General features: G+C 44.7%; 24 protein-coding genes. 18 read left to right on the top strand and 6 right to left on the bottom strand.

Annotation, left to right across the window (positions count from 1 at the left end; translation table 11 throughout):
* The first annotated feature begins 91 nt into the window (after window positions 1-91).
* From fabZ to FIV01_RS11030, 10 genes are all read left to right on the top strand, one after another.
* Complete coding sequence (gene fabZ, locus FIV01_RS11075) at window positions 92-544, top strand: 3-hydroxyacyl-ACP dehydratase FabZ (protein ID WP_114785263.1); 453 nt, start codon at window positions 92-94, stop codon at window positions 542-544.
* 1 nt (window position 545) lies between these two features.
* Complete coding sequence (gene lpxA / locus FIV01_RS11070) at window positions 546-1,334, top strand: acyl-ACP--UDP-N-acetylglucosamine O-acyltransferase (protein ID WP_152431052.1); 789 nt, start codon at window positions 546-548, stop codon at window positions 1,332-1,334.
* Between the two features lie 85 nt (window positions 1,335-1,419).
* Window positions 1,420-2,568 (top strand): lipid-A-disaccharide synthase, encoded by a 1,149-nt coding sequence (lpxB, locus tag FIV01_RS11065; protein ID WP_152431051.1) that lies wholly within the window; start codon window positions 1,420-1,422, stop codon window positions 2,566-2,568.
* Window positions 2,565-3,182, top strand: a complete 618-nt coding sequence (gene rnhB, locus FIV01_RS11060; protein ID WP_152431050.1) for a ribonuclease HII — start codon at window positions 2,565-2,567, stop codon at window positions 3,180-3,182. The genes lpxB and rnhB overlap by 4 nt, the downstream gene beginning before the upstream one ends.
* A 100-nt stretch (window positions 3,183-3,282) precedes the next feature.
* Entirely contained in the window at window positions 3,283-6,762 is a 3,480-nt protein-coding gene (dnaE, locus tag FIV01_RS11055; RefSeq protein WP_152431049.1) for a DNA polymerase III subunit alpha, read from the top strand.
* A gap of 37 nt (window positions 6,763-6,799) precedes the next feature.
* A complete protein-coding gene (accA, locus tag FIV01_RS11050; protein ID WP_152431048.1) occupies window positions 6,800-7,759 on the top strand; it encodes an acetyl-CoA carboxylase carboxyl transferase subunit alpha in 960 nt (319 codons plus the stop codon).
* A 158-nt stretch (window positions 7,760-7,917) separates the two neighbouring features.
* Complete coding sequence (gene tilS, locus FIV01_RS11045) at window positions 7,918-9,237, top strand: tRNA lysidine(34) synthetase TilS (RefSeq protein WP_152431047.1); 1,320 nt, start codon at window positions 7,918-7,920, stop codon at window positions 9,235-9,237.
* Window positions 9,238-9,298: 61 nt separating this feature from the next.
* The gene (locus FIV01_RS11040; RefSeq protein ID WP_415846711.1) at window positions 9,299-9,604 is read left to right on the top strand and encodes a c-type cytochrome; all 306 of its coding nucleotides are present in this window, start codon (window positions 9,299-9,301) and stop codon (window positions 9,602-9,604) included.
* Between the two features lie 182 nt (window positions 9,605-9,786).
* On the top strand, window positions 9,787-10,125 hold the full coding sequence (gene glnB, locus FIV01_RS11035) for a nitrogen regulatory protein P-II (protein WP_160929636.1): 339 nt from the start codon (window positions 9,787-9,789) through the stop codon (window positions 10,123-10,125).
* Window positions 10,126-10,156: 31 nt separating this feature from the next.
* Window positions 10,157-11,023: an endonuclease/exonuclease/phosphatase family protein gene (locus tag FIV01_RS11030; protein WP_152431045.1), complete on the top strand. Its 867-nt coding sequence runs from the start codon at window positions 10,157-10,159 to the stop codon at window positions 11,021-11,023.
* A 23-nt stretch (window positions 11,024-11,046) separates the two neighbouring features.
* Here the strand turns inward: FIV01_RS11030 and FIV01_RS11025 are convergent, their stop codons facing one another.
* Both FIV01_RS11025 and gloB read right to left on the bottom strand, forming a co-directional pair.
* Entirely contained in the window at window positions 11,047-12,603 is a 1,557-nt protein-coding gene (locus FIV01_RS11025; RefSeq protein ID WP_152431044.1) for a LysM peptidoglycan-binding domain-containing protein, read from the bottom strand.
* 70 nt (window positions 12,604-12,673) lie between these two features.
* Window positions 12,674-13,432: a hydroxyacylglutathione hydrolase gene (gene gloB, locus FIV01_RS11020; RefSeq protein WP_152431043.1), complete on the bottom strand. Its 759-nt coding sequence runs from the start codon at window positions 13,430-13,432 to the stop codon at window positions 12,674-12,676.
* 38 nt (window positions 13,433-13,470) lie between these two features.
* On the opposite strand from gloB, the gene FIV01_RS11015 reads away from it, so the two are divergent.
* Window positions 13,471-14,199: a class I SAM-dependent methyltransferase gene (locus tag FIV01_RS11015; protein ID WP_152431042.1), complete on the top strand. Its 729-nt coding sequence runs from the start codon at window positions 13,471-13,473 to the stop codon at window positions 14,197-14,199.
* A 5-nt stretch (window positions 14,200-14,204) separates the two neighbouring features.
* Here FIV01_RS11015 and rnhA read toward each other — a convergent pair whose 3' ends face one another.
* A complete protein-coding gene (gene rnhA / locus FIV01_RS11010) occupies window positions 14,205-14,669 on the bottom strand; it encodes a ribonuclease HI (protein ID WP_152431041.1) in 465 nt (154 codons plus the stop codon).
* Window positions 14,670-14,725: 56 nt separating this feature from the next.
* Here rnhA and dnaQ point away from each other — a divergent pair, with 56 nt between their 5' ends.
* Complete coding sequence (dnaQ, locus tag FIV01_RS11005; protein ID WP_114785246.1) at window positions 14,726-15,469, top strand: DNA polymerase III subunit epsilon; 744 nt, start codon at window positions 14,726-14,728, stop codon at window positions 15,467-15,469.
* A gap of 8 nt (window positions 15,470-15,477) precedes the next feature.
* On the top strand, window positions 15,478-16,731 hold the full coding sequence (locus tag FIV01_RS11000) for a TIGR03503 family protein (protein ID WP_152431040.1): 1,254 nt from the start codon (window positions 15,478-15,480) through the stop codon (window positions 16,729-16,731).
* A gap of 57 nt (window positions 16,732-16,788) precedes the next feature.
* Here FIV01_RS11000 and fadE read toward each other — a convergent pair whose 3' ends face one another.
* Window positions 16,789-19,239, bottom strand: coding sequence for an acyl-CoA dehydrogenase FadE (gene fadE, locus FIV01_RS10995; RefSeq protein ID WP_152431039.1), 2,451 nt, complete (start codon window positions 19,237-19,239; stop codon window positions 16,789-16,791).
* Window positions 19,240-19,546: 307 nt separating this feature from the next.
* On the opposite strand from fadE, the gene lpcA reads away from it, so the two are divergent.
* Both lpcA and FIV01_RS10985 read left to right on the top strand, forming a co-directional pair.
* Window positions 19,547-20,125, top strand: a complete 579-nt coding sequence (gene lpcA, locus FIV01_RS10990; RefSeq protein WP_114785266.1) for a D-sedoheptulose 7-phosphate isomerase — start codon at window positions 19,547-19,549, stop codon at window positions 20,123-20,125.
* 88 nt (window positions 20,126-20,213) lie between these two features.
* Window positions 20,214-21,059, top strand: coding sequence for a class II glutamine amidotransferase (locus FIV01_RS10985; RefSeq protein WP_152431038.1), 846 nt, complete (start codon window positions 20,214-20,216; stop codon window positions 21,057-21,059).
* Window positions 21,060-21,128: 69 nt separating this feature from the next.
* On the opposite strand, the gene FIV01_RS10980 is transcribed toward FIV01_RS10985, so the two are convergent.
* Together FIV01_RS10980 and tsaA are read right to left on the bottom strand one after the other, a co-directional pair.
* Window positions 21,129-22,844 carry a proline--tRNA ligase gene (locus tag FIV01_RS10980; RefSeq protein WP_152431037.1) on the bottom strand — a complete coding sequence of 572 codons (1,716 nt, stop codon included), beginning with the start codon at window positions 22,842-22,844 and terminating at the stop codon, window positions 21,129-21,131.
* Between the two features lie 109 nt (window positions 22,845-22,953).
* Window positions 22,954-23,649 (bottom strand): tRNA (N6-threonylcarbamoyladenosine(37)-N6)-methyltransferase TrmO, encoded by a 696-nt coding sequence (gene tsaA / locus FIV01_RS10975; RefSeq protein ID WP_152431036.1) that lies wholly within the window; start codon window positions 23,647-23,649, stop codon window positions 22,954-22,956.
* Between the two features lie 116 nt (window positions 23,650-23,765).
* Between tsaA and FIV01_RS10970 the strand changes: the two genes are divergently transcribed.
* From FIV01_RS10970 to FIV01_RS10960, 3 genes are all read left to right on the top strand, one after another.
* Window positions 23,766-24,026 carry a type B 50S ribosomal protein L31 gene (locus FIV01_RS10970; RefSeq protein WP_114786598.1) on the top strand — a complete coding sequence of 87 codons (261 nt, stop codon included), beginning with the start codon at window positions 23,766-23,768 and terminating at the stop codon, window positions 24,024-24,026.
* Window positions 24,027-24,152, top strand: coding sequence for a type B 50S ribosomal protein L36 (gene ykgO, locus FIV01_RS10965; protein ID WP_152431035.1), 126 nt, complete (start codon window positions 24,027-24,029; stop codon window positions 24,150-24,152). It abuts the gene before it with no gap.
* Window positions 24,153-24,367: 215 nt separating this feature from the next.
* Window positions 24,368-25,954: an AbgT family transporter gene (locus FIV01_RS10960; RefSeq protein ID WP_152431034.1), complete on the top strand. Its 1,587-nt coding sequence runs from the start codon at window positions 24,368-24,370 to the stop codon at window positions 25,952-25,954.
* The last annotated feature ends 245 nt before the right edge of the window (window positions 25,955-26,199 follow it).

Below are 26,199 nucleotides of genomic sequence, written 5' to 3'. Positions count from 1 at the left end.
TACTTTCTATAAGAGCGCATGCCTAGCTTATCAAGATGACTCGGTTATAATGCCTGCCAGTTAATTTAGCATTTAATATAGGAAAATGACTTTGACTACTGAAAACAAAACGATGAACATCACTGAAATCCAAGAACTCTTGCCTCATCGTTACCCTTTTCTGCTGATTGATCGTGTGATTGATTTCCAAGAGGAAAAATATCTGACTGCAATTAAAAATGTCTCAGTGAACGAGCCTCAGTTTACCGGTCATTTCCCTCAGCTGCCTGTGTTTCCAGGGGTTTTAATTCTAGAGGCTATGGCTCAAGCGACTGGATTACTTGCGTTTAAATCTTTTGGCGCCCCTTCGGAGAATGAGCTGTACTACTTTGCGAGTGTAGATGGTGCTAAGTTCCGTAAGCCTGTGACTCCGGGTGATCAGCTTGTAATCGAAGTTGAGTTTGTTAAAGAGCGCCGCGGAATTGCTGCTTTTAACGGTGTTGCAAAAGTGGATGGTGAAGTAGTTTGTTCCGCTGAGCTAAAGTGCGCACGTCGAGAATTTTAATATGATTCATGAAACAGCTAAGGTTCATCCATCTGCTGTCCTTGAAGGTGATGTAAGCATCGCTGCTAACGTCACCGTAGGGCCTTTTACCTATATCTCAGGCAAGATTGAAATTGGTGAAGGGACAGAGATAATGTCCCATGTGGTGATCAAAGGTCACACTAAGATAGGCAAAGATAATCGTGTTTTTCCTCATGCGGTTATCGGTGAAGAAAATCAGGATAAGAAATATGGTGGTGAAGCAACGACGGTTGTAATTGGTGACCGTAATGTGATTCGCGAAGCGGTTCAAATCCATCGTGGTACTGTCCAAGATAAGGCTTCAACCGTGATTGGCGATGATAATCTTTTATGTGTCAACGCCCATATTGCGCATGATGTTATCGTTGGCAATCACACTCATGTTGGTAACAATGCAATACTTGGCGGACATGTGACTGTAGAAGATCACGCTGGCGTTATGGCTCTTTCTGCAATACACCCTTTTTGCAAAGTCGGCGCATACAGTTACATAGGCGGGTGCTCTGCGGTTGTTAAGGATGTTCCTCCTTATGTATTAGCTCAAGGTAATCATGCCACTCCTTTTGGTTTAAACCTTGTCGGTTTACAAAGAAATGGTTTTGAAAAAGCGGAGCTGCGTGCACTACGTAATGCCTATAAAGAGTTTTATCGTGCAGGTAAGACTCAGGTTGAAGCGATACAGTCCCTGCAAAAGATGGCAAAAGACTGGCCATCAATCCAACATTTTATCGACTTCGTGGATACTTCTGAGCGTGGCGTCATTCGTTGATAATAGTCGAAAACTTTAGAAAAAGATCGCGCAATATGCCGCGATCTTTTTTACGTTTATGGCAAAAGAAAAAGGTAGTTCAGTAATGGAGAAACCATTGCGCATTGGAATTGTTGCCGGAGAGCTTTCAGGGGATACCTTAGGTGAAGGTTTGATGAAAGCCATTAAGATTATCCACCCCAATGCTGAGTTTGTCGGCATTGGCGGCCCTAAAATGATATCGCAAGGCTGTGAGTCATTATTTGATATGGAAGAGCTGTCGGTGATGGGTTTGGTTGAAGTGCTTGGACGTTTGCCTCGTTTGCTCAAAGTAAAAGCCGAACTGGTACATTATTTTACCGATAACCCGCCAGATGTGTTTATTGGTATTGATGCGCCGGACTTTAACCTTCGCTTAGAGCTCGATCTGAAAAATTCTGGTATAAAAACCGTGCATTATGTTAGCCCTTCCGTTTGGGCTTGGCGGCAGAAACGAATTTTTAAAATTGAAGCGGCGACTAATTTAGTGCTGGCATTTTTGCCCTTTGAAAAAGAGTTTTACGATAGATATCAAGTTCCATGTGAATTTATCGGACATACTCTAGCAGACACTATCCCTCTTGAATCATCAAAAGAACCTGCTCGTGACTTACTTGGTCTTGAGCAAGATAAAACTTGGCTCGCGGTATTGCCGGGCAGTCGTGGAAGTGAACTTAAGATGCTTGCTGAGCCTTTTATTGAGACCTGTAAACGTTTAAATAAAAAACATCCAGAGATGGGCTTTGTCGTTGCTTTAGTGAATGAAAAACGCCGAGCTCAATTTGAACATGCATGGAAAACCCTTGCTCCAGAACTGGACTTTAGATTAATTAACGATACGGCTCGTAACGTGATCACAGCATCAGATGTAGTGATGCTTGCTTCTGGTACCGTAGCTCTTGAATGTATGCTCATCAAACGCCCAATGGTTGTTGGTTATCGGGTTAACGCATTTACTGCATTTCTTGCGCGGCGCATGCTCAAAACCAAATATGTTTCTTTACCCAATATTCTTGCCAATGAAGAGTTGGTGACAGAGCTTCTTCAAGAATCCTGTACCCCAGAGATGCTAGAGAGTGAAGTTGAGAAATTACTAAAAGAGCGTGGTGAGTATATGCTAGAGCGCTTTAGTAAAATGCACCATCAGCTTCGCAAAGGTGCGGATACTCAAGCTGCTCATGCAGTGCTAAAACTTATCGACAGATTACCATCATGAACGAAAAAAATACGCTTGTTGCCGAGTTTCAATACCCAGTTGGGTACCAACAAATTGCGGGTGTAGATGAAGTTGGACGTGGTCCCTTGGTTGGCGATGTTGTTACCGCTGCCGTCATCTTAAATCCTAACCAGCCAATAAATGGGTTAAATGATTCGAAAAAACTAACCGAAAAAAAGCGCTTGGCTCTATTTCCGGAAATTTTGGATAAGGCATTAGCTTGGTCGATTGGACGTTGCTCTCACGATGAAATTGATCAGCATAATATTCTTAATGCCACATTGCTTGCTATGCAAAGAGCAGTGGAGGGTTTGAATGTGACACCAGACTACGTCCTGATAGACGGAAATCGGGTGCCAGATTTACCTATGGAAGCACAAGCAGTAGTAAAAGGTGATCTGCGTGTTGCCGAAATTAGTGCAGCATCTATTATTGCTAAGGTTGTACGAGATCAAGAAATGGAAGCACTGGATAAAATTCATCCTGAATTTGGCTTTGCCAAACACAAAGGGTATCCAACTAAAGCCCATTTTGAAGCGATAGAGCAGTATGGCGTAATAGAGCAACACAGAAAAAGCTTTAAGCCAGTAAAAAAAGCCTTGGGCTTACTGTAGAAGTTTTTAAACCTTATTTTGCTGGGGTATATCTCTAATAGACTATATCACGTAAAATACCTCAGCTTCTCCAGAGACTCAGTACAGTTGCGGAATATTCATGTCAGATCCTAAATTTATTCATCTCAAAGTTCACAGTGACTTTTCCATGGTTGATGGCTTATCTAAAGTGCCACCTTTGGTAAAAAAAGTTGCAGAGATGGGCATGCCAGCGGTGGCGCTGACCGATTTCACTAATTTATGTGGCTTGGTTAAGTTCTACGGTACTGCGCATGGATGTGGTGTGAAACCTATTATTGGGGCAGATTTTGCTATGCAGTCGGATCAGTTTGGTGAAGAGCTGACAAGACTCACCATACTTGCTGCCGATAACCTGGGTTATAAGAATCTCACTTTACTTATTTCCAAAGCCTATCTGCGCGGTCATGTGCAGCATCAACCCGTGATTGATAAAGATTGGCTAGTTGAACATTCTTCTGGTTTGATTGTGTTGTCTGGTGGAAGAAGCGGTGAAATTGGAAAAGCCTTATTAAAAGGAAATCGCAGACTCGCCGAGCAATGTGCCGATTTTTTCCGTCAACACTTTGCTGATCGCTTTTTTCTTGAATTAACGCGAACAGGGCGATCAGACGAAGAAACGTATCTTCATTTTGCTCTTGAGTTTGCACAGAGCGAACAACTTCCAGTGGTCGCGACTAATGATGTCGTTATTCTAGATGAATCAACGTTTGACGCGCATGAAATTCGCGTTGCGATTCACGACGGTTACACATTAGAGGACCCTCGGCGACCCAAAAACTACAGTGCGCAGCAATATTTGCGTAGCGAAGAGGAAATGTGCGCGCTTTTTGCTGATATTCCTGAAGCGCTAGAAAACAGCGTAGAAATTGCCAAGCGTTGTAACGTTTCTGTTCGTTTGGGAGAGTATTTTCTGCCTGCTTTCCCCACCGATGGCATGGAAGAAACTGAGTTTCTAGTGAAAAAGTCGCAACAGGGACTGGAAGAGCGTCTTGAGTTTCTGTTCCCGGATGAAAACGTCCGTATCCAGCGACGCCCAGAATATGATGAAAGGCTAAAAGTTGAGCTTGAAGTGATCAATAATATGGGGTTTCCCGGTTATTTCTTGATCGTTATGGAGTTCATTCAGTGGTCGAAAGATAATGATATACCAGTTGGCCCCGGCCGAGGATCCGGTGCGGGTTCGCTAGTGGCTTATGCCCTTAAAATTACTGATCTTGACCCTCTAGAATATGATTTGCTCTTCGAACGTTTCTTGAATCCAGAACGTGTTTCCATGCCCGACTTTGATGTTGACTTTTGTATGGATAAACGCGATCAAGTGATTGATCATGTGGCTGAAATGTATGGAAGAGATGCGGTATCTCAGATCATTACTTTTGGTACCATGGCAGCCAAAGCTGTTATTCGCGATGTGGGTCGAGTGCTAGGGCATCCATTTGGTTTTGTTGACCGCATTTCAAAAATGGTTCCCCCCGATCCTGGCATGACCCTAGAAAAAGCATTTCAAGCTGAGCCTGCTTTAGCTGAGTTGTATGACGCCGATGAGGAAGTTAAAGAACTTATCGACATGTGTCGTATTTTAGAAGGCTGTACGCGCAATGCGGGTAAGCATGCGGGAGGTGTGGTTATCTCTCCGACCACGATTACCGACTTTGCCCCTATATATGCAGACGCAGAAGGGCACTTTCCCGTTACCCAATTTGATAAAAATGACGTAGAAACAGCGGGTTTAGTGAAGTTTGACTTTCTTGGGTTGCGTACACTGACCATTATCGACTGGGCACTTGGATTGATTAACCCGAGGCTTGAAAAGCAGGGCCAAGCGCCGGTGCGCATTGAGTCGATCCCCCTTGATGATGATGCCTCTTTTAGACTGCTGCAAAATGCAGAAACCACTGCAGTATTCCAGCTCGAATCTCGCGGAATGAAAGAGCTGATTAAACGTCTTCAGCCAGACTGTTTTGAAGATATTATCGCTTTGGTGGCCCTGTTTCGTCCCGGGCCTCTTCAATCGGGGATGGTGGATAACTTTATTGACCGTAAGCATGGCCGTGAAGCTATCTCCTACCCAGATGAAACATGGCAGCATGAGTCATTAAAAGAAACGCTTGAGCCTACCTATGGCATTATCTTGTATCAAGAGCAAGTTATGCAGATTGCTCAGATATTGGCAGGATATACGTTAGGCGGAGCAGACATGCTGCGTCGCGCAATGGGTAAGAAAAAACCTGAGGAAATGGCAAAGCAACGTGCTGTATTTGAAGAAGGCGCGATCAAAAACGGCGTAGATGGCGAACTTGCAATGAAAATCTTCGATTTAGTGGAGAAATTTGCAGGTTATGGTTTTAACAAGTCTCACTCTGCCGCTTATGCTTTGGTTTCTTACCAGACACTTTGGCTGAAAAAACATTACCCTGCTGAGTTTATGGCAGCGGTAATGACCGCTGATATGGACAACACGGAAAAAGTGGTAGGTTTGGTCGATGAATGCTTGCGCATGAAGCTCAAGGTTTTGCCACCTGATATTAATTCAGGCTTGTACCGTTTTAATGTCGATGAGGATGGTGCCATTGTATATGGTATCGGTGCAATAAAAGGAGTAGGCGAAGGTCCGATAGACGCTATCCTTGAAGCTCGAAATACTGGTGGTTATTTTAAAGACTTATTTGATTTTTGTGCCAGAATTGATCTCAAAAAAGTCAATAAGCGAGTGATCGAAAAGCTTATTTATGCTGGGGCGCTGGATAGATTAGGGCCGCATCGAGCTGCTATGATGGCATCATTAAACGATGCAGTAAAAGCGGCAAGCCAATACCATCAAGCTGAAGCTTTTGGCCAAAATGATTTATTTGGCGTCCTTACGGAAGCGCCTGAAGAGGTTGAACATAAATATACTAAGGTTCCTGCTTGGCCAGAAAAAGTTTGGTTGGAAGGAGAACGTGATACACTAGGGCTCTATTTGACTGGGCATCCGGTCAACGCGTATATCAAGGAGCTGAGTAAGTATACCAGTTGCCGATTGAAAGATGCGACGCCGACACGACGTGATCAAAGTGTGACTATTGCTGGCTTGGTTATTGCTGCGAGAGTAATGACAACTAAGCGGGGCAATCGTATTGGTATTATGACGCTTGATGATCGAAGTGGTCGCATGGAAGTTATGCTGTTTTCAGACACGCTTGATCGTTATGCAGAACTGCTCGAACAAGATAGAATTTTAGTTGTTTCTGGACAGGTCAGCTTTGATGATTTTAATGGTGGTCTTAAAATGACGGCGCGCGAGGTCATGGATCTTGGTGCGGCGCGTGAGAAATACGCACGAGGGCTGTCGATTTTTATGGAAGAGTCCCAAATCGACGAGCATTTTTTTGAGCGCTTTAGTAACATATTAGAGCCTCATAAGGCAGGCAGTGTTCCTGTCCAAGTATATTACCAGCGCAGCGATGCAAGAGCGCGCTTGACGTTGGGAACAGAGTGGCGCGTGACGCCAAGTGATGAATTAATAGACAATTTGAAACAGCTACTTGGTAATAATCAAGTAGAACTCGAATTTAACTAAGTTCGGCAGAGCATGCCGAATAAGAAAGGATCTATAGATGAGCCTGAACTTTTTAGAATTTGAAAAGCCTATTGCTGAGTTAGAGGCTAAGATCGAAGCCTTGAGAAGTGTTTCTCGCCACGGTGGCGATTCTGGTGTTGATCTAGAGAAAGAGATTGAGCAGTTAGAAAAGAAAAGCTTGGAGCTTAAAAAGAAAACTTTCAGCGATCTTGGAGCGTGGGAGACAGCTCAGCTCGCTCGTCATCCTCTACGCCCTTATACCTTGGATTACATTGAACATGTGTTTACAGAATTCGAGGAACTGGCTGGTGATCGTGCTTATGCTGACGACAAAGCCATTGTTGGCGGTATGGCACGCTTAGATGGTCGTCCAGTGATGATTATCGGTCACCAAAAAGGTCGTGAAACGAAAGAGAAAGTGAAGCGTAATTTTGGTATGCCAAAGCCAGAAGGTTATCGCAAAGCACTTCGTTTGATGGAAACGGCAGAGCGCTTCAACATGCCGATCATTACTTTTATTGATACTGCTGGCGCTTATCCTGGCGTTGGTGCAGAGGAGCGTGGTCAGTCTGAAGCGATCGCGAAAAATTTAAAAGTGATGGCAGGGCTTAAAGTACCAGTGATCTGTAATGTCGTTGGAGAAGGTGGTTCTGGTGGTGCACTTGCTATCGGTGTTGGTGATTACGTGAATATGCTGCAGTACTCAACGTATTCTGTTATCTCACCTGAGGGCTGTGCCTCTATTTTATGGAGAGATTCAGATAAAGCGCCTCAGGCTGCCGAAGCGATGGGACTGATTGCCCCACGTTTAAAAGATCTTGAGTTGATCGATGAGATTATTGAAGAGCCTTTAGGTGGCGCACACCGTGATCATGTTCAAATGGCAGCGAACATGAAAGCAACCCTAGTGAGACAGCTCAATGAGCTTACTCATTTCGATAATGACACCTTACTAGAGCGTCGTTATCAACGTTTAATGAATTACGGCTATTGCTAGATTATCGCAATAGATAATAAAGGCTGAACTGAGGTTCGGCCTTTTTTATTGTTGATGTTAAACTATGCGAGTTGACTGTTTGATTCAAAATGTATGGCTAAAGGCCTGTATACTCAAACAGACACTCTTATCTTTGCAGTAAAACGGTTTCTTTTAATATGGATTTATACCAGCACTTTTCGTCGGTCATTGATCAATATAGGTCATTAGAAGGTCGGCTTGTCGTTGCTCTAAGCGGTGGAGTTGACTCTAGAGTGTTGCTTGCCTTGGCTGCTCGTTACCAAAAAGAGCGTAAAAAGCCTTGTATAGCCATACATGTACACCATGGTTTGAGTTCTAATGCTGATCATTGGGCTCAGCAATGCCGACTGTGGTGTATTGAAGAAGGTGTACTTTTTCACTTAGAGAAAGTCAGGTTAGAAAAGCAAGGTAAAAGTATTGAAGAAAGTGCACGGGAAGCTCGCTATCAAGCACTTAAATCCCACCTAGTCTGCGGAGATATGCTGCTCACGGGCCAACACAGGGATGACCAGTTAGAAACTTTCCTTCTCGCATTAAAGCGAGGAAGCGGCCCTAAAGGTTTATCATCTATGGCTCAATGTACTCCGTATGCTGGTGCAAAGCTAGTTCGCCCAATACTGCAAGCAAGTAGGGAAGAGGTTGAGTCTTACGCGCAAATCCATAAGCTTACTTGGGTGGAAGATGAGAGTAATCAGGATACTCGCTTTGACCGAAATTTCCTTCGCCACCAAGTGATCCCTTGTCTCACCGAGCGATGGCCTCATCTGACCAAATCGGTACAGCGAAGTGCAGAGCTTTGCGCAGAGCAGGAATCACTGCTCGATGAATTACTATCTGATCATTTAGAAAAGTCTGTACACCAAGATGACTCTATTGATATTGCTCAGTTAGCCGAAATGTCTTCTTTAGTGCGAGCACGGCTGCTAAGGATGTGGCTTAATAAACAGCAAGCTAAGATGCCAAGTCGCGATCTCCTTGATCGGATTTGGTTTGAAGTCGCCATGAGTCGCCAAGATGCCAATCCTATTCTGCCTTTAGCAGAAGGACAGATTCGACGGTTTAATCATCGATTATATTTGGTTGCACAATGGCAAGATTTGTCACATTGGCAACATGAAATTCAGTTTGATTGCGAGCTAACTCTGCCTGAAAGTTTAGGACGCATAACGCTTTTGAATACTCAATCTGGAACCTTGTCTAAGGCAGCCCTTTCAAACTCGCCACTTCGCATCATTTTTGAACCTCAGGGGTTGAGTGCTAAGCCTTGCGGACGTCGCCATAGTCGTAAACTCAAAAAACTCTTTCAAGAATACCATGTGCCGAGTTGGTTAAGGCGCCGACTACCGATCCTCATGTGTGGTGACAAGGTTGTAGCGGTAGCTGGTATATTTATTGATGCAGACTTCGTTGGTCAAGATTGTGAACTTGTTTGGGACAAATTCGTACCAGATATGTAAAGATTCTTTATATAAATACACATAAAAACAGTGGATACACTAAGGAAGCGCAATGAAAAAAATGGTAATGGGAATCTTGATCGGGATAAGCTTTACTACCAGCTCTGTTTTTGCTGCTGGTGACATCGCTGCTGGAAAGACTAAGTCAGCGGTGTGCGCTGCTTGCCATGGCGCAGATGGTATTGCGGTTATTCCGGGTTATCCAAACCTGAAAGGGCAAAACGAGCAGTATATTATTTCCTCGATTAAAGCCTATAAGGATAAGCAACGTAATGGAGGACTTGCTGCTGTCATGCAAGCTCAAGCCGCTATGTTGAGTGATTCGGACATTGCAAACTTGGCGGCCTATTACTCCAGTTTAAAGTAGCCTGATGTAAATAAAACCGCCTCGCCCGAGCGATAAGGGGCTATCCGTCTTTCTTTTTCGAACACCAGTCGCAAAGGTGTTATGAAGATATAACAAAGGTAGATAGTCTTGATCCGCTTGGGCTTTTTATTGTTTGTTGACCATGGGATAATACAGACGCTTTTGAAAATTAAGGGATGAAGATGAAAAAAATAGAAGCCATTATTAAACCATTTAAATTAGATGATGTAAGAGAGGCTCTGGCTGAGGTGGGAATTACAGGCATGACGGTCTCTGAAGTGAAAGGGTTTGGCCGTCAGAAAGGACATACCGAGCTCTATCGTGGCGCTGAATACATGGTGGACTTTCTGCCTAAAGTAAAACTGGAAATTGCGGTGACAGATGATGTAGCCGATCAATGCGTTGACACCATTATTGATACTGCTCAGACGGGAAAAATTGGTGACGGTAAAATCTTTATTACCGATATTGAACGTGTTGTTCGCATACGAACAGGTGAAGAGGATGAAGAGGCGATATAATCCTACAGTATGGGCTCTGTTGGTGCGTTGAATGAAGACTAAGTGGTTTTTTCTTGGTCTAACAGGCATGGTGGCGGCTGGATTTGCGGCGTTTTACGCCATTTTTTCTCTGCCAAGCCAGCCGCAAATTGCTTTAATATCGCCATCAAATGAGGCGTTCTCTCAATATTGTGTAGAAAAGGCATCGAACGGTAAGCTTGATGACAATGGTCAGCTAAACCTACTGGTATGGAACATTTATAAACAAAATCGGGGCAATTGGCAGCAAAGTTTGCAGTCTTATGCGAGAAATAAACACTTAGTTCTGTTACAAGAATCTCGTTTAACGCTCGAATTAAAAAATTGGCTAAAATCTCAGCGGTGGTATGCGTATCAGGTTGATGCATTCGAGATATTTGATACCAGTGTTGGGGTATTGAATTTATCTCACACGCCGCCGCAAAAGGCGTGCGCCTACATAGAATTAGAGCCTTGGCTCCGCTTGCCTAAATCGGCACTTTATACCACTTATCCTCTTTCAAATGGTCAACTGCTGGCGGTTATTAATATCCACGCGGTCAATTTTACCTATGGTACCCAAGAGTATCAGAAGCAATTTGATACCTTGATGGATTTGGTGGATAAGCACAGTGGTCCAATCATAGTCGCGGGTGACTTTAACAGCTGGAATGACGCGCGTATCGTAGTGGTTGAGCAGGCTTTCAATCAGCTTGGTCTCATCGAAGCGAACTATTCTCCTGATAACCGAACTCAGTTTATTACTGGTCACGCACTGGATCATGTGTTTTATCGAGGGCTGAACTTTGTAAGAGCAGAAGCACCAATCTCTGATGCTTCCGACCATAACCCTATTGAAGCGTATTTTGAGTTAATTGATGTAGATAGACCTCAACCCTAGGTAAAAAGTCACTAAAGTGAGTGTTATGCACTAACTTTGGTGACATCGACGTACAGTTTTAGTTTTTGGCCTGGTTGCAGGTATTTCTGCCGACTCAGGTCATTCCATTTGACTATATCCTTAGAATTGACTTTGAATTTATCTGCAATCGCACTAATAGTGTCGCCATTTTTTACGCTATAGAAAACGGTGCGAATGACGGCTCCCTCTGATGTGTTCTTCCAAATCACTAAAGTTTGCCCTACTCGTAGGGTATCTTTGGGGCTCATTCCATTCCATTTTGCCAGAGATTGATGGGATACCTTGTTAGCGCGGGCTATGGTCCAAAGGCTTTCACCAGAGCGAACCGTATGAGTGAGTTTATACTGACCCCGTGATTTCGCTTGTGCCTTGGCTAATCTATTACTTGCGCTAAGAATATAAGCGGCATCGCTTTTGGTCGATGTCGGGATCATAAGAAATTGCCCAATTCGAATTGAGTCGCTAACTAAGTTATTGGCATTTTTTATCACTTTAGTGGTGGTACTATATTGATCGGCTAGGGCACTTAGACTATCTCCCGATTTCACCTTATATCTCACCAATTTCATGCCTTTTCCACGATTTTTGGCAAGACTTGTTTGAAATCTATCTATGCTACTGACAGGTATAAGCAGTTGATGAGGGCCACTAGGAGCGGTTGCCCACTGATTATAGGCAGGGTTTAATGCTTGTATTTGTTTGACACTAATATCGGCATACCCTGCAGCAATAGCGAGATCGAGTTGCTCTTTAGGATCGATGAGTTGTACTGCGGGTTTATTGGCAATTGGTGGGATATCTATGTCATATTTATCCTGATTGGCGATGATGTCGGCTAAAGCCATTAATTTCGGCACATATCCGCTGGTTTCTTCAGGCAGATCAAGAGAAAAGAAGTCAGTAGGTTTGCCTAGCCTTTGATTCTTGCGAATAGCACTAGATACTCGACCGCCACCACTGTTATAAGCTGCGATGGCATGGTTCCAATTGCCCTCGAAGCGGTCATTTAATGCGCTAAGATAATCTAAAGCAGCATCAGTTGAGGCGGATACATCTCGGCGGCCATCGTACCAATAATTCTGTGTTAATCCGAAGTATTTTCCAGTACTGGGAACAAACTGCCACAGTCCAGCAGCGCTGCCATGAGAATAGGCAAACGCATCAAATGAGCTTTCGACAATTGGCAGTAATGCTAGCTCTAAAGGTAAACCTCGCTGTTCAATTTTTTCGGTAATCAGATATAAAAATGGCTGGGCTCGCTGTGAGACAGTTTCTAAGTGCTTGGGGTGTGTCAGATACCAAGTGCGATAGTAGTCGACCATCTTGTCATTTGAGACCGGCAATTCAAGTTGCATAGCAATGCGTTGCCAAAGATCTTCTTGGGATTTAGGGGATAGCGCCGGTCCGCTGTCGTTCTCTGGTTTTTTTGCCACCTGACCGGATGTTTGTTCAGGAGAATGATTGGTATTTTGAGATGGCGATACTTGGTTTTCTGTTTGCTGGGTTAGCTGACATCCCGTCAGCAGTAGAGCTAATATCCAGCTATGTGTTACTCGCATTTCACAACCCTTTTGCTTGTTGGCTGCTGATAATACTTGTCTAAATACCATGGTGACAAGTTACAACGCCTCAAAATTCGTTCTTCCATTCGCGTAGTGCGGTAAAAATAGCGAGAGAGTCGGTGTTTGATGTTCGGTTCGCGACTGAGCGAATAACACTTGGCTGGTCAGTTCTCAGAAATGGATTGATGTGTTTTTCTTTGCCGATTGTTGTTGGTACAGTTGGTTTATTCTGCGCTCTGAGGCGGTTTACCTCATCACGATACTTTTGGAGTAAGGGGTTATCAGGCTCAACGGCAAGAGCAAACGCGACATTACTAGCGGTATATTCGTGAGCGCAGTAGACCTTGGTCTCTTCTGCTAACGTCACGAGTTTGTTTAATGAAGTATGCATTTGAGACATAGTGCCTTCAAAAACCCTCCCACAACCCGCAGAGAAGAGCACATCACCACAGAAAAGCTTACCATCACCCACGTAGCCTATATGCCCTTTGGTATGACCCTCAAGCCCTAATACTAAGAATACTTCGCCAAACAATTCAATTTGTTCGCCTGCTTCAACAGCATGAGTCAATGTGGGAACGGGCTCATTGGCAGGACCTACCACATCAATGTGTGGAAATTGCCTGACCAGTTCAGGTACGCCACCAATGTGATCATTATGATGATGTGTGATTAAAATGGCATCTAAAGTTAAATTATGTTGTTCTAGATATCGTATTACAGGGGCTGCATCTCCTGGGTCAACAACAGCACAATGTTGATCGCTATTTTCAATTAGCCAGATGTAATTATCATTGAATGCAGGTATGCTTTTGATATCTAACATGGTTGTTTCTCCAGTTTCCAGAGTAAAGCAGGTTAAGTATGAAGCCAGCACGAAGTTTTAAGAAGCTTGAAAAGCCTCATTCATGGTCTCAGCTTAAGAATGGCCAATGGGTTAGCGAATCAATACAAACGCGTATTGATGAATGGTGCCCAAAACTATTTGGCTATCATATGCTTAAGCTGGGAGGGCTCAGCTGTGAGTTAACCAGCTTTAACTGTAATATTCAACATCAAGTTCACCTTGATATTCAGAACCCCCTCCACAATATCATTGCTGACGGGTTCAACCTACCTTTTCTCGAAAAAAGCTTTGATGTAGTTGTATTAGCTCACCAGCTGGATTACTGCAATGATCCGCATCGAATGCTGCGCGAGGTGGACCGTGTGATGATTGATGATGGGTATATTATTATCACGGGCTTTAACCCTGTCAGCTTGACGGGGTTGTCGAGTTTAATGCCTTGGAGAAAAAACAATTTGCCTTGGAGTGGGCGTATGTTTACCCCGAGTAGAATTAAAGATTGGCTCAATATTCTTAATTACCAGATCTTAGATTGCGATCAATACGCTTTGTTTCCGATGGAAACCTACCGAACTATGTGGACTTGGCTTGAAAATAGCTTAGGAGACTGGGCTTCACCTATGGGGAGTTTGTATTTTATCGTCGCACGTAAAAGAAGTTATCCTCTTAAACCCATTAAACCTCATTGGAAGCTAAAACGTAAGCTGACGCCAGTTAGCGTCAACTATAAGATATCCAGTAAGTAATGGAATTAACTCGGTTGGTAACCTACATCCTCTTCGGTTGGGTTTTCAGCAGCGGTGCGAGCTAATTCATCACACATTTCATTTTCTCTGTGGCCAGCATGGCCTTTTACCCAGCGCCAGTCAATATCATGGCGAGCTGTTTCTTTATCGAGAGCTTGCCAAAGGTCCGCATTTTTAACGGGCTTTTTATCTGAGGTTTTCCAACCGCGCTTTTTCCAATTGTGGATCCACTGGGTGATGCCTTGCCTTACATATTGGCTATCAGTGGTGAGTATGACCTTGCAAGGCTCTTTTAAGCTTTGTAGTGCGACTATAGTCGCCATCATTTCCATACGGTTATTGGTCGTTAGGGTAAAACCTTGGCTGAGCGTTTTTTCAACTTGCTTGTAGCGCAGCACAATACCATAGCCGCCCGGCCCCGGATTACCCAGGCAAGATCCATCTGTGAAAATTTCCACCAGTTTCGTCATGATTTGATACTATTGGGGTAAGCGTAGAATTTGTATAGTCTGACACACAATTTGTTATGAATACCAGCAACAATTCCAATCACAATCGTATTGTGGTTCTCGATACCGAAACAACCGGTATGAACCGAGAAGGTGGCCCTCATTATCAAGGCCATCGCATTATAGAAATCGGTGCGGTTGAAATCATCAACCGTAAGCTGACAGGGCGTCATTTTCATGTTTACCTCAAGCCGGATCGTGCCATTCAACCTGATGCGATTGAAGTTCACGGTATCACGGACGAATTTCTGGTCGATAAGCCAGAGTACCGTGATGTTCACCAAGAGTTTCTGGCATTTATTCACGGTGCCGAGCTGGTCGCGCACAATGCGCCCTTTGATACCGGTTTTATGGACCATGAGTTTTCATTATTGGATCCTAACATAGGTAAAACTCATGACTTCTGCCGAGTTACCGATACCCTTGCGATGGCGAAGAAAATCTTCCCAGGCAAGCGTAATAACCTCGACGTATTGTGTGATCGATACGGAATAGACAATTCACATCGAACCCTTCACGGCGCTTTGCTTGATGCCGAGATTTTGGCCGATGTATACTTATTGATGACAGGTGGCCAGACATCATTGCAGTTTAGCTCAAGTCAATCGGCAGATGGTGGATTGGGAGGAGAATCTATAAAACGAGTGTCTGGTGGACGAAAATCGCTAAAGGTTATCCGAGCCACGGCCGATGAACTAAAAGCACACAGTGATCGTTTAGACCTAGTTGAGGAGAGCGGCAGCTGCCTCTGGCGTCAGTAGGAGAAGAAATGTTGAAGATTTGGTTTACCTTATTTGGTTTGTTAGCCAGTGCCTTTGTGTATGCTGAGGAATCTTCAATGACTCTGCTTGATAATCGATTTCGAGTCGATCCGACCATAGAACAAATCACTTTTGTTGTTTATCGAGCTGAACGCTCACGACCTGTGGTTTTGGTGCGTCCTGATGGTAAAAAATATTATGCATGGCGTAAGCCGGATAATGTGCGCTGGTATCAGGAGCCAGCAATGGATATCATCTCCATCGATAAGCCGATGCCAGGGCCATGGCAGGCCGTCGGTAAAGTTACCCCAAAAAATAAAATCGTTTTGATTTCTCACCTCGCTCTTACCACGGAAAGAATGCCATCTCGGCTGTTTCAGGGAGAGCAAATAAAATTCACCGCTCGTATTACTTCTGACGACCAACCGATAGTGATGAGAGACTTTCTAGATAGAGTCAATCTCTTGGTGACTTTCACTAAGTATGTGGAAAATGAAGCGTCACTTATCAAAGAAGCAAGGCCGATCGCCCATAAAATTGGAGACTTTGCTGATGATGGGATTGGTTTGGACGAGGTGGCTGGAGATGGCGTCTTTACGGTCTCACTCAATATCACTCCTGAACCGGGCAAGTACCGCGTTCGCATCACTTCAGGTAATGGTGTTTTCCTGCGAGCTCAAGAGCAAGAAGTTTTGGTCTACCCAACGCCGATCCAAACCACTTTTATTCAAAGCCGCTTTGAAGGTAAAGAGCACATGGTGGCGGTTTCGGGTGAGAAAGGAATGATAGAGCCCGGTAGTATTGCGGCTCAAATCAAACATTTGTCGCCAGATGGTGCAGAGTATGTGATGGCAAAAAGTGCTGCTGAAGAGGCTGAGCGAGTATTAATACCGATTCCGTATAACGGGGATATTGGCAACTACTCTTGGATGGGGCAAGCTTTTGCGACTGAATTAGGTTCGGGCCGACCACTCTATTTTCCAATCAAAAAGCAGTCATACAGCGTTCTTGAAGAAGTTGATATTGCCGAAACCCGAAGACTTCAGGAAGAAGAGAGGCTAAAACAACAGAAATTAATGGAAGAAATGCGTTTGCTTGAGATGCGGGAAGAAAAGCGCACCAAGACCATGATTATGATTGCGGTTGCCAACATAGTCGTGATTCTTATTGGGGTAGCAATGTATTTTGGTATCGGCAAACTCAAACTCAGACCGAAGAAAGAAGAAATGCCTGAAATGCAGTTAGAGATGCCTAAGAAATAGTGCTGTGCTGGCACGATATAAAAGAAAGGGCTGCCGAGGCAGCCCTTGTTGACTGTTTTACGCTACTTCATCCATCCGAGGAAACGCCTCTTTGGGTGTCGCAGCTAAGTGCTTTGGGTCAAAGTCATCCACGTTGATCACATACAAACGGTGCTGCTCAGCATCTCGTAGTAACTTGGCATCGTCTGAGTCTATGATGCCTTTTTCTAGGCCAATATCTGCGATGAGATCCAATCTTAAGAATGGGCGTCGCTCATCTATCGCTTGGCATACCTTGTTAAACACAGGTTCAGCTTGCAAAATGACATGCAGCGCTTGCTCAACTTTACCAGCGGCATTAAACTCGCTCGCTTGGAAATATTGGTTACGTCCTAAACGATCACGCGTTGCTGATGGCGTTTGTAGAATCCGCGCTACTTCACTATCGAGCTGATCGCTTGGGGCTTTTCTAATTCGACCAAAAGGAAGAATCACAACCCTTAAGGCTTTTCCTAACCACTTGTTAGGGAAGTTTGCCAACAGCTCATCAATAGCAATTTCTGCTTGTTTCAGACTGTCTTGAAGCCCCCAGTGTAATAAAGGCAAGTCATCGGCAATACGACCATCACTATCAAAACGTTTCAATGTTGCAGAGCTTAGATACAGCTGGCTGAGGATGTCACCTAAACGGGCAGAAAGTCTTTCTTTACGTTTTAAGGTGCCGCCCAATACTGCCATTGAAATATCAGATAGGAAGGCAATATTTGCACTGTAACGATTCAGCTGCTGGTAGTAACGACTGGTTGAATCTTTGACTGGAGCCGATGAAAAACGGCCATCTGTCAGGCCTAACCAGAAGCTGCGTACTAGATTACTCAGAGTAAAACTAACGTGGCCTGCTAAGGCGGCGTCAAATTTATCTAGCGCATCTGAATCTTGAGAATAAGCGGCATCCATTTCTTCGAGTACGTATGGATGACAGCGAATTGCGCCTTGCCCATAAATAATCATTGAACGAGTCAGTATATTGGCACCTTCAACGGTCACTGCGATCGGTGCGCCCTGATAGCCGCGAGCCAAGAAGTTTGATGGGCCTAAACAGATACCCTTACCACCAACGATGTCCATGGCATCTATAATGCTTTGCTGGCCCCTATGGGTACAGTGGTATTTAACAATCGCAGAGATAACCGATGGCTTTTGTCCAAGGTCGATTCCGGCTACAGTAAGATTACTTGCGGCGTCCATGACATAGGCATTACCACCCAAACGAGCGAGCGGCTCTTCAACCCCTTCCATTAGGCCGATAGGCTGTTTAAATTGACGGCGTATTCTAGCGTATGCACCTGTTGCTAGCGCCGCGGTTTTGATGCCACCAGTTGAGTTTGAAGGAAGTGTAATACCACGTCCGACCGACAAGCACTCTACCAACATACGCCAGCCTTGACCTGCCATTTTAGGGCCGCCGATGATGAAATCTAATGGCACGAATAGATCTTCACCACGCGTAGGGCCATTTTGAAACGGTACATTAAGCGGGAAATGTCGGTTACCTATCTCCACACCTTTGAGATTGGTCGGGATAAGCGCACATGTAATGCCTACTTCTTGTTCGTCACCAAGTAGCCCCTCAGGATCACGTAGCTTAAAGGCTAAACCAAGCACGGTAGCGATGGGCGCTAATGTGATATAGCGCTTGTTCCACGTTAGGCGCATACCTAGCACTTCTTTTCCTTCCCACTCCCCTTTACACACTATGCCAAAGTCGGGAATTGAGCCGGCATCGGATCCTGCTTCTGGGCTGGTTAAAGCAAAACATGGGATCTCTTTACCTTCAGCAAGTCTTGGCAGGTAATGGTCTTTTTGTTCTTTGGTTCCGTAGTGCTGAAGAAGCTCGCCAGGGCCAAGTGAGTTTGGTACCCCAACGGTTGAAGACAGAACCGATGACACGCCGGTGAGCTTTTGCAAAACCAGAGATTGTGCGTAAGCCGAAAACTCTAAACCGCCATATTTTTTCTTGATGATCATGGCGAAGAATTTTTTGTCTTTTAAGTATTGCCATACCTCGGGCGGTAAGTCTGCTAGTTCATGAGTCACATGATAGTCATTGACCATGGCGCAGACTTCACTGACTGGACCGTCGAGAAATGCTTGTTCTTCAGCACTTAGCTCGGGCGCGCGAATATCATGCAGCGCGTTCCAATTTGGTTTCCCTTTGAACAGCTCTGCTTCCCACCAAACCGTCCCCGCATCTAGTGCTTCTTTTTCTGTCTGTGACATCTCAGGGAGTACTTTTCTAAATACAGTCAGCGCTTTTTTACTGATCAGTGACTGACGTATCGAGGGAATGGTAAGAACAGCCGCTGACGCTATGAAAAGGATCCAGCTCACTGAATCTGCAGCGCCAAAGACTGACAGTAATAATAAGGTTGCGGTAAGAGCAGCCATCGATTTGATCAAGGCTGTTCGATTATATAGACAGACTGCCAGTACAGCAGAAAATCCAAGTATAGAAAGCAAAGTGTCCATAATTTATGTTCCTTGTTCAGCGTTACTATCTAGTTATACGCTGTAATGCAGCTAGAGGTCCAACCAGTAAGAGTGTAATAAAAATATTAAATAAATGTAAAACACAAATGTGCTTGAAAAGTGATCTTAGTAGAGTAAAAAACCTAAAAATGAAGAGGGGAGCGGGTTTTTTAGGCGCAGAAGCACGATAAAAATGGAATTGTTTGCTGGCAGCTATCGACACTGAGGATTGTTTGAGTAAACTCTGACTATAACTACGTCGATAAAGACCTCGACCTTTTAAGACCCAATAATTAGAGAACAACCTATGTATCAGGATTTGATCAAAAAAGAATTAACGGAAGCTGCTGACGTACTGAATGCATTTTTGAGTAATGAACAAAATATTGCTCAAATCGAAGCAGCAGCCAAGATGCTCGCTGATTCTTTCAAACAAGGTGGCAAAGTGCTTTCTTGTGGAAATGGTGGCTCACATTGTGATGCGATGCATTTTGCTGAAGAGCTAACAGGCCGCTACCGTGAGAACCGCCCTGGCTATCCAGGCATTGCGATTTCAGATCCTAGCCATTTGTCTTGTGTGAGTAATGACTTTGGTTACGACCATGTTTTTTCTCGCTATGTTGAAGCTGTTGGCTCTACTGGCGATGTCTTGTTTGGTTTATCAACCTCTGGTAATTCAGGCAATATTCTAAAGGCAATTGAAGCGGCGAAAGCTAAAGGAATGAAAACCATCGCGTTAACCGGTAAAGACGGCGGCAAGATGGCTGGGCTTGCAGATATTGAAATTCGCGTCCCTCACTTTGGCTACGCTGATCGCATCCAAGAAGTGCACATCAAGATCATCCATATAGTGATTCAGTTAATCGAAAAAGAGATGGAAAAGTAATCATTGTAAATGGTTAAGGGTCAATTGAACTTATATAATACCAGTGTTAAGCACTGGTATTGCTGTTTTATAAGGAGCTTTTTGAGCTATGTGTGAACTGCTCGGAATGAGCGCCAATGTGCCGACTGATATTTGTTTTAGTTTTACTGGATTGATGCAACGCGGCGGTAATACTGGCCCGCATCGTGATGGTTGGGGCATTACCTTTTATGAAGGGAAGGGCTTTCGTAATTTTAAAGATCCTAACCCAAGTTGTGATTCCAAAATTGCCGAATTAGTCCAAAACTATCCAATCAAAAGTTGTGCTGTGATCAGCCACATACGTCAGGCAAACCGCGGTGCGGTGAATCTTGAAAACACGCACCCTTTTACTCGTGAGTTGTGGGGACGTTATTGGACCTTTGCTCACAATGGTCAGCTATGTGATTACCAAGATTTAGTGACAGGGCGCCATCGTCCCGTCGGCCAAACCGATAGTGAGCTGTCTTTTTGCTGGTTACTAAAGCAAATGGAAGACAAATACCCGCATCCACCTCAAGACATGGCGAGTGTCTTTAAGTTTATCGCTCAGTGCTGTGACAAACTGCGCGAGAAGGGCGTCTTTAATATGCTGTTGTCTGATGGTGAGTATGTGATGACCTATTGTACTAACCATTTGTACTGGATTACCCGCCGAGCGCCATTTGGTAAAGCGTCTTTGATTGATGAAGATGTCGAGATCAACTTTCAGGAAGAAACGACGCCAAATGATGTGGTGTCTGTGATTGCTACTCAGCCTCTGACCGATAATGAAGAATGGCACCGAATGAAGCCTGGAGAGTTTGGTTTGTTCCACTGCGGAGAATTGGCCGATGGCAATGCCGATCAATTAATCGATGTGCCTTTTGCCGAGAAAAAAGTGAAATGCCAAGCGCCGACTGAGCCTCTAGAATAAGAATCATTGCTAGAAACTAAAAAGGCTGATGTATTTACCATCAGCCTTTTACTTACTACTTACTAAGATTTAAGAAAGTTGCGCTTTTAGGTGAGCGACGATTTGGGCCATAGCAACCGGAGTCTTGTCTCCAGTGCGACGGTTCTTATATTCGAAGTTACCTTCTTTCATGCTGCGATCGCCAATTATGACAGTATGAGGTATGCCGATAAGCTCCATATCAGAGAACATCACACCAGGGCGCTCTTTGCGGTCATCAAATAAGACTTCGATGCCCATGTCAGAGAGCTCTTGATAAAGCTTCTCAGCCGCTTCTCTTACTTCTTCCGACTTGTGCATGTTCATTGGAACGATAGCCACTTGGAAAGGCGCAAGAGCGTCTGGCCAGATGATGCCATACTTGTCGTGGTTCTGCTCGATAGCAGAAGCAACAACACGCGATACACCAATACCGTAACAGCCCATTTCTAAGATGACATTTTTACCGTCAGGACCAAGTACGCCGCAGTTCATTGCTTGAGAATATGTGTTACCTAGCTGGAAAATATGACCCACTTCGATACCACGTTTAAGCATTAGGGTACCATTGCCGCATGGGCTAGGATCACCTTCGATTACGTTACGTAAGTCTTCAACTTGGCCAAGCTCAACATCACGGCCCCAGTTGATGCCAAAATAGTGCTTATCATCAATATTAGCACCAGCGCCAAAATCACTCATGACCGCAACGGTGCGATCAACGATAAATGGCAGGCTTAGATTGACAGGGCCGAGAGAGCCAGGTCCTGCGCCAACTAGCGCACGAATTTCTTCTTCAGTGGCCATTTCTAAAGGAGCTGCCACTTGCGGAAGGTTTTCTGCTTTGACCTCGTTTAACTCGTGATCGCCGCGAATGATAAGCGCGATGATATCGGCATCCACTTCTTCAGATGCTTTGACAAACAGTGTTTTAACCGTTTTCTCGATTGCTAGGCCATGTTGCTCTACAAGCTCGGCAATGGTCTTTGCATTTGGTGTATCAACCATCGTCATCTCTTGAGTCGGTTGTGCGCGCTCACCAGAAGGAGCAGCAGCTTCGGCTTTTTCTATGTTTGCTGCATAGTCTGACTCTGTTGAGAAGGCGATAAGATCTTCACCACTTTCTGCCAGCACATGGAATTCTTGTGAGCCGCTACCGCCAATAGCACCAGAATCGGCAAGCACAGGGCGATACTCAAGACCCATACGATCGAATGCTTTGCAGTAGGCATCATGCATAGCGTCGTAAGACTTTTGCAGGCCTTCTTTGTCGATATCAAAGCTGTAGGCATCCATCATGCAAAATTCACGTGCGCGCATCACGCCAAAGCGAGGGCGACGTTCATCACGGAACTTAGTCTGGATTTGGTACAAGTTAAGCGGCAACTGCTTGTATGAGCTCACCTCATTGCGCACTAGGCTGGTGATCACTTCTTCAGCGGTTGGGCTGAGAACAAACGGACGAGTATGGCGGTCAGTAAAGCGAAGTAGCTCAGGGCCCATTTTTTCGCTGCGGCCTGTCTCTTCCCAAAGTTCAAACGGCTGAACAACGGGCATCAAAGTTTCGACTGCGCCTGCATTGTCGATCTCTTGACGAACGATGTTTTCGACTTTACGCAGTACACGAAGACCAGTAGGTAGCCAGGTGTATAAACCTGAAGCCAGCTTACGGATCATACCTGCACGTAGCATGAGCTGGTGGCTCACAACTTCTGCGTCGTTTGGAGTCTCCTTCAAAGTAGAAAGAAGATAATTACTGGTACGCATTAATTTTATCCGTTTATTAAAGTTATTTTCTCCAGCCAAGAAGGACAGGAGGAGAGAATCCCCATCAGGGAAATAAATAGCCGCTTATAATATCAGTCAAACGCCTTTGTCAAAAGTACTCAATTGCAGTAACCGTGACTAAGTTGTCGCTTATGCTAAATTTGACGTTCAAATCGAATAGATTGACGGCGTATTCTTTACTATCGCGCTTGCCTTTTTTATACGCTGGCCGTGGATCTTGCGCCAGCACCTGCTCTATAACAGTTTTTACGTGTTGAGTATCGCGGTGCTTGGTTAACTGCTCGGTAGCTGCTGGTGAAAAGCTTACCGCGAGTGTGATGGGCGCTGTATCAGCGTAGCCACCATGGGCACTCTCTATCGAGTCAGAGTAGGGGATATAAGGTTTGATATCGATAATTGGCGTGCCATCGACCAGATCTACATTGCCAAGATCAAGATAAACTTGCTCACCGACTTGATCTATCCCTTTCATTTCAACCGCCGACATACCTATGCCATTGGGCCTAAATGTTGAGCGCGACGCAAACACGCCAACGCGTTGATTGCCCCCCAACCTTGGTGGCCTCACCGTAGGTTTCCAGCCAGCCTCTAAGTTTTTATCAAACAAGAATAGCAGCCAAAGGTGTGAAAACTGATCCAGCTCTCTTACTGCTTCTGGAGTATTGGCGGCGTTGATTAAACGAACTCTAGAGCGAGCCTCTGTCACAAGTCTCGGCTGGCGAGGAACGGCAAACTTCTCTTTATATGGGCTTTCAATAAAACCGATAGGTTCTAAGGAATACATGGCTTTTCTCTAAAAACAGGGGTGGCGTAAAGCTAACATAAAAAACGCTAGCAATGCTTAATGAGAATGGTTATCATAAATGATGTTATAACATAACATTTATTTGAGAGTTAACGATGCAAGACAATATCCATCCAGAATACCGAACTGTGGTGTTCCATGACACCAGTATTGATGAATACTTTTTGATTGGTTCAACCTTACAAACCGATCGCACTATTGAGTGGAAAGATGGCAAAACCTATCCCTACTTTACAGTTGAGGTGTCGTCTAAATCTCATCCTTTCTACACAGGTAAGCAGCGCGTGATCCACCAAGAAGGTCGAGTGGCGAACTTTAGGCGTCGATTTGGCCAGTTTTCTAAAGGAAACGAGTAAATGAAAGTACTGAAATCATTAAAGAGCGCGAAAAATCGCCATCCTGATTGCCAAATCGTAAAGCGAAGAGGGCGGCTGTATGTGATTTGCAAGGCCAACCCGCGTTTTAAAGCCGTCCAGCGCTGAGCAAACAAAATTAGTGATGTAACTGATTATATTGATTATTGTCGATTGTATGGGGTGTATCACTAATTTTAGGGTTTTATTCCCTGAAATATCATGATCAGACTAACGATTTGCTACATTTACGACTTTTAATTGATTTCTTTGTTGAGTAATCTTCGCAGGCTTTGTTGGAAAATTGTTACAAAGCGCAGGAGAAACTAACAAGGAGGGATCAGATGACGTCATCTGCTTCAGTTACACCTAACTCACCTAAAAAACCGATATTCACGCGCTTTTTAGACATGGTCGAGTACCTAGGCAACCTACTGCCTCACCCCATCACATTATTTGTGATCCTTTGCGCCGCTGTGTTGGTCGCATCAGGCATTGCTGGATTTTTTGAAGTTTCGGTTGCAGACCCAAGGCCAGAAGGTGTAAAGGGACGAGCGGCAGACGGCATGATCCATGTTGTGAGCCTTATTAATGCCGACGGCCTAGAGTTAATCGTCACCAATTTGGTGAAAAACTTTGTTGGCTTTGCGCCGCTTGGAACCGTTCTTGTTGCCCTATTGGGTGTTGCCGTTGCCGAACACTCAGGGCTACTTTCTGCTGTAATGCGCGGTATGGTGATGGGCGCTTCAAAGCGCATGGTCACTGTCACCGTTGTCTTTGCTGGCATTATCTCTAATACGGCTTCTGAGCTTGGTTACGTTGTCCTTATTCCTCTTGCAGCTATGCTGTTTCATTCTTTGGGTAGGCATCCTTTAGCTGGCCTTGCCGCCGCTTTTGCTGGTGTCTCTGGCGGCTATTCGGCTAATTTGCTGATTGGTACGGTCGATCCTTTGTTATCTGGGATCACAGAAACCGCCGCGCAATTGATAGACCCAAGCTACACGGTTGGACCTGAAGTTAACTGGTACTTCATGTTTGTCTCAACTTTCTTTATTGCTGCAATGGGCGCCTTTGTTACTGAAAAAATTGTTGAGCCTAAACTTGGCAAATACAACCAAGATGAAGCGTCAGAAGACTTATCTCACGATTCACTGGGCAAGTTAACCGAGGTTGAGAAAAAAGGCATGAAACGCGCTGGCCTTGCCGTTTTGGTAGTGTGTGCTTTGCTCGCTTGGACCATAGTGCCAGAAGATGGCATTTTACGCTCCGATACCGGCACAGTGGCGGGTTCTCCATTTTTGAAAAGTATCGTCGCCTTTATCTTCGTCTTTTTTGCAGTTCCCGGGCTGGTTTACGGCAAAGTTGTCGGCACAATGAAAACTGACCGCGATGTGATTGATGCCATGTCAAAGTCGATGTCCTCAATGGGCATGTACATTGTACTGGTGTTTTTTGCCGCTCAGTTTGTTGCCTTTTTCAAGTGGACCAACTTTGGTCAAGTATTTGCCGTGTCGGGTGCAAACTTTTTGCAAGAGATTGGTTTAACAGGGCCAATGTTGTTTTTCGCCTTTATTTTGATGTGTGGCTTTATTAACCTGATGATTGGCTCAGCTTCAGCTCAGTGGGCGGTGACTGCGCCTATCTTTGTACCCATGCTGATGCTAGTTGGCTACGCACCAGAAACCATTCAAGCGGCGTATCGTATTGGCGATTCGACCACCAATATTATCACGCCAATGATGAGCTACTTCGCCCTTATTCTGGCAGTTGCAACCCGCTATATGAAAAATCTCGGTATTGGCACCCTAATCGCCACCATGCTGCCTTATTCACTGTGCTTTATCGTCGGCTGGAGCCTACTCTTCTACCTATGGGTATTTGTGTTCGGCTTACCTGTTGGCCCAGGCGCGGCAACCTACTACACGCCGTAACCTACTGCACGCCGTAACAAGATAAAGACCAAACCTTTAATCGATTTAGCCCCTAAGCGCATTGGTGTTTAGGGGCTTTTTTAATTCGCTGAAGGGTTTTGTGCAGGTAAGAGGTTTTTGCCCCAAAACTGGTTAGCATCAAAAAATTGACCTCTATTTAAAATTCCTATTTGACGTAAGTTATCTAATGTACAGAAATGTGATTGGTTGCATATTAATATCTAAGATCTACTAAATCAGTAACT

Source organism: Vibrio aquimaris (assembly GCF_009363415.1).
In the GTDB taxonomy this organism is placed as follows: domain Bacteria; phylum Pseudomonadota; class Gammaproteobacteria; order Enterobacterales; family Vibrionaceae; genus Vibrio; species Vibrio aquimaris.
This window is presented reverse-complemented; position numbering and strand designations above follow the sequence as displayed.

Excerpts from the sequence above, each read along its gene's own strand:
- FIV01_RS10985 (WP_152431038.1), top strand. The coding sequence starts at position 20,214 with ATGTGTGAACTGCTCGGAATGAGCGCCAATGTGCCGACTGATATTTGT.
- lpxB (WP_152431051.1), top strand. The coding sequence starts at position 1,420 with ATGGAGAAACCATTGCGCATTGGAATTGTTGCCGGAGAGCTTTCAGGG.
- FIV01_RS11015 (WP_152431042.1), top strand. The coding sequence starts at position 13,471 with ATGAAGCCAGCACGAAGTTTTAAGAAGCTTGAAAAGCCTCATTCATGG.
- FIV01_RS10970 (WP_114786598.1), top strand. The coding sequence starts at position 23,766 with ATGCAAGACAATATCCATCCAGAATACCGAACTGTGGTGTTCCATGAC.
- tilS (WP_152431047.1), top strand. The coding sequence starts at position 7,918 with ATGGATTTATACCAGCACTTTTCGTCGGTCATTGATCAATATAGGTCA.
- gloB (WP_152431043.1), bottom strand. The coding sequence starts at position 13,432 with ATGTTAGATATCAAAAGCATACCTGCATTCAATGATAATTACATCTGG.
- ykgO (WP_152431035.1), top strand. The coding sequence starts at position 24,027 with ATGAAAGTACTGAAATCATTAAAGAGCGCGAAAAATCGCCATCCTGAT.
- FIV01_RS11040 (WP_415846711.1), top strand. The coding sequence starts at position 9,299 with ATGGTAATGGGAATCTTGATCGGGATAAGCTTTACTACCAGCTCTGTT.
- lpcA (WP_114785266.1), top strand. The coding sequence starts at position 19,547 with ATGTATCAGGATTTGATCAAAAAAGAATTAACGGAAGCTGCTGACGTA.
- glnB (WP_160929636.1), top strand. The coding sequence starts at position 9,787 with ATGAAAAAAATAGAAGCCATTATTAAACCATTTAAATTAGATGATGTA.
- tsaA (WP_152431036.1), bottom strand. The coding sequence starts at position 23,649 with ATGTATTCCTTAGAACCTATCGGTTTTATTGAAAGCCCATATAAAGAG.
- rnhB (WP_152431050.1), top strand. The coding sequence starts at position 2,565 with ATGAACGAAAAAAATACGCTTGTTGCCGAGTTTCAATACCCAGTTGGG.
- FIV01_RS10980 (WP_152431037.1), bottom strand. The coding sequence starts at position 22,844 with ATGCGTACCAGTAATTATCTTCTTTCTACTTTGAAGGAGACTCCAAAC.
- dnaQ (WP_114785246.1), top strand. The coding sequence starts at position 14,726 with ATGAATACCAGCAACAATTCCAATCACAATCGTATTGTGGTTCTCGAT.
- FIV01_RS11025 (WP_152431044.1), bottom strand. The coding sequence starts at position 12,603 with ATGCGAGTAACACATAGCTGGATATTAGCTCTACTGCTGACGGGATGT.
- rnhA (WP_152431041.1), bottom strand. The coding sequence starts at position 14,669 with ATGACGAAACTGGTGGAAATTTTCACAGATGGATCTTGCCTGGGTAAT.
- lpxA (WP_152431052.1), top strand. The coding sequence starts at position 546 with ATGATTCATGAAACAGCTAAGGTTCATCCATCTGCTGTCCTTGAAGGT.
- FIV01_RS11000 (WP_152431040.1), top strand. The coding sequence starts at position 15,478 with ATGTTGAAGATTTGGTTTACCTTATTTGGTTTGTTAGCCAGTGCCTTT.
- FIV01_RS10960 (WP_152431034.1), top strand. The coding sequence starts at position 24,368 with ATGACGTCATCTGCTTCAGTTACACCTAACTCACCTAAAAAACCGATA.
- FIV01_RS11030 (WP_152431045.1), top strand. The coding sequence starts at position 10,157 with ATGAAGACTAAGTGGTTTTTTCTTGGTCTAACAGGCATGGTGGCGGCT.
- accA (WP_152431048.1), top strand. The coding sequence starts at position 6,800 with ATGAGCCTGAACTTTTTAGAATTTGAAAAGCCTATTGCTGAGTTAGAG.
- dnaE (WP_152431049.1), top strand. The coding sequence starts at position 3,283 with ATGTCAGATCCTAAATTTATTCATCTCAAAGTTCACAGTGACTTTTCC.
- fadE (WP_152431039.1), bottom strand. The coding sequence starts at position 19,239 with ATGGACACTTTGCTTTCTATACTTGGATTTTCTGCTGTACTGGCAGTC.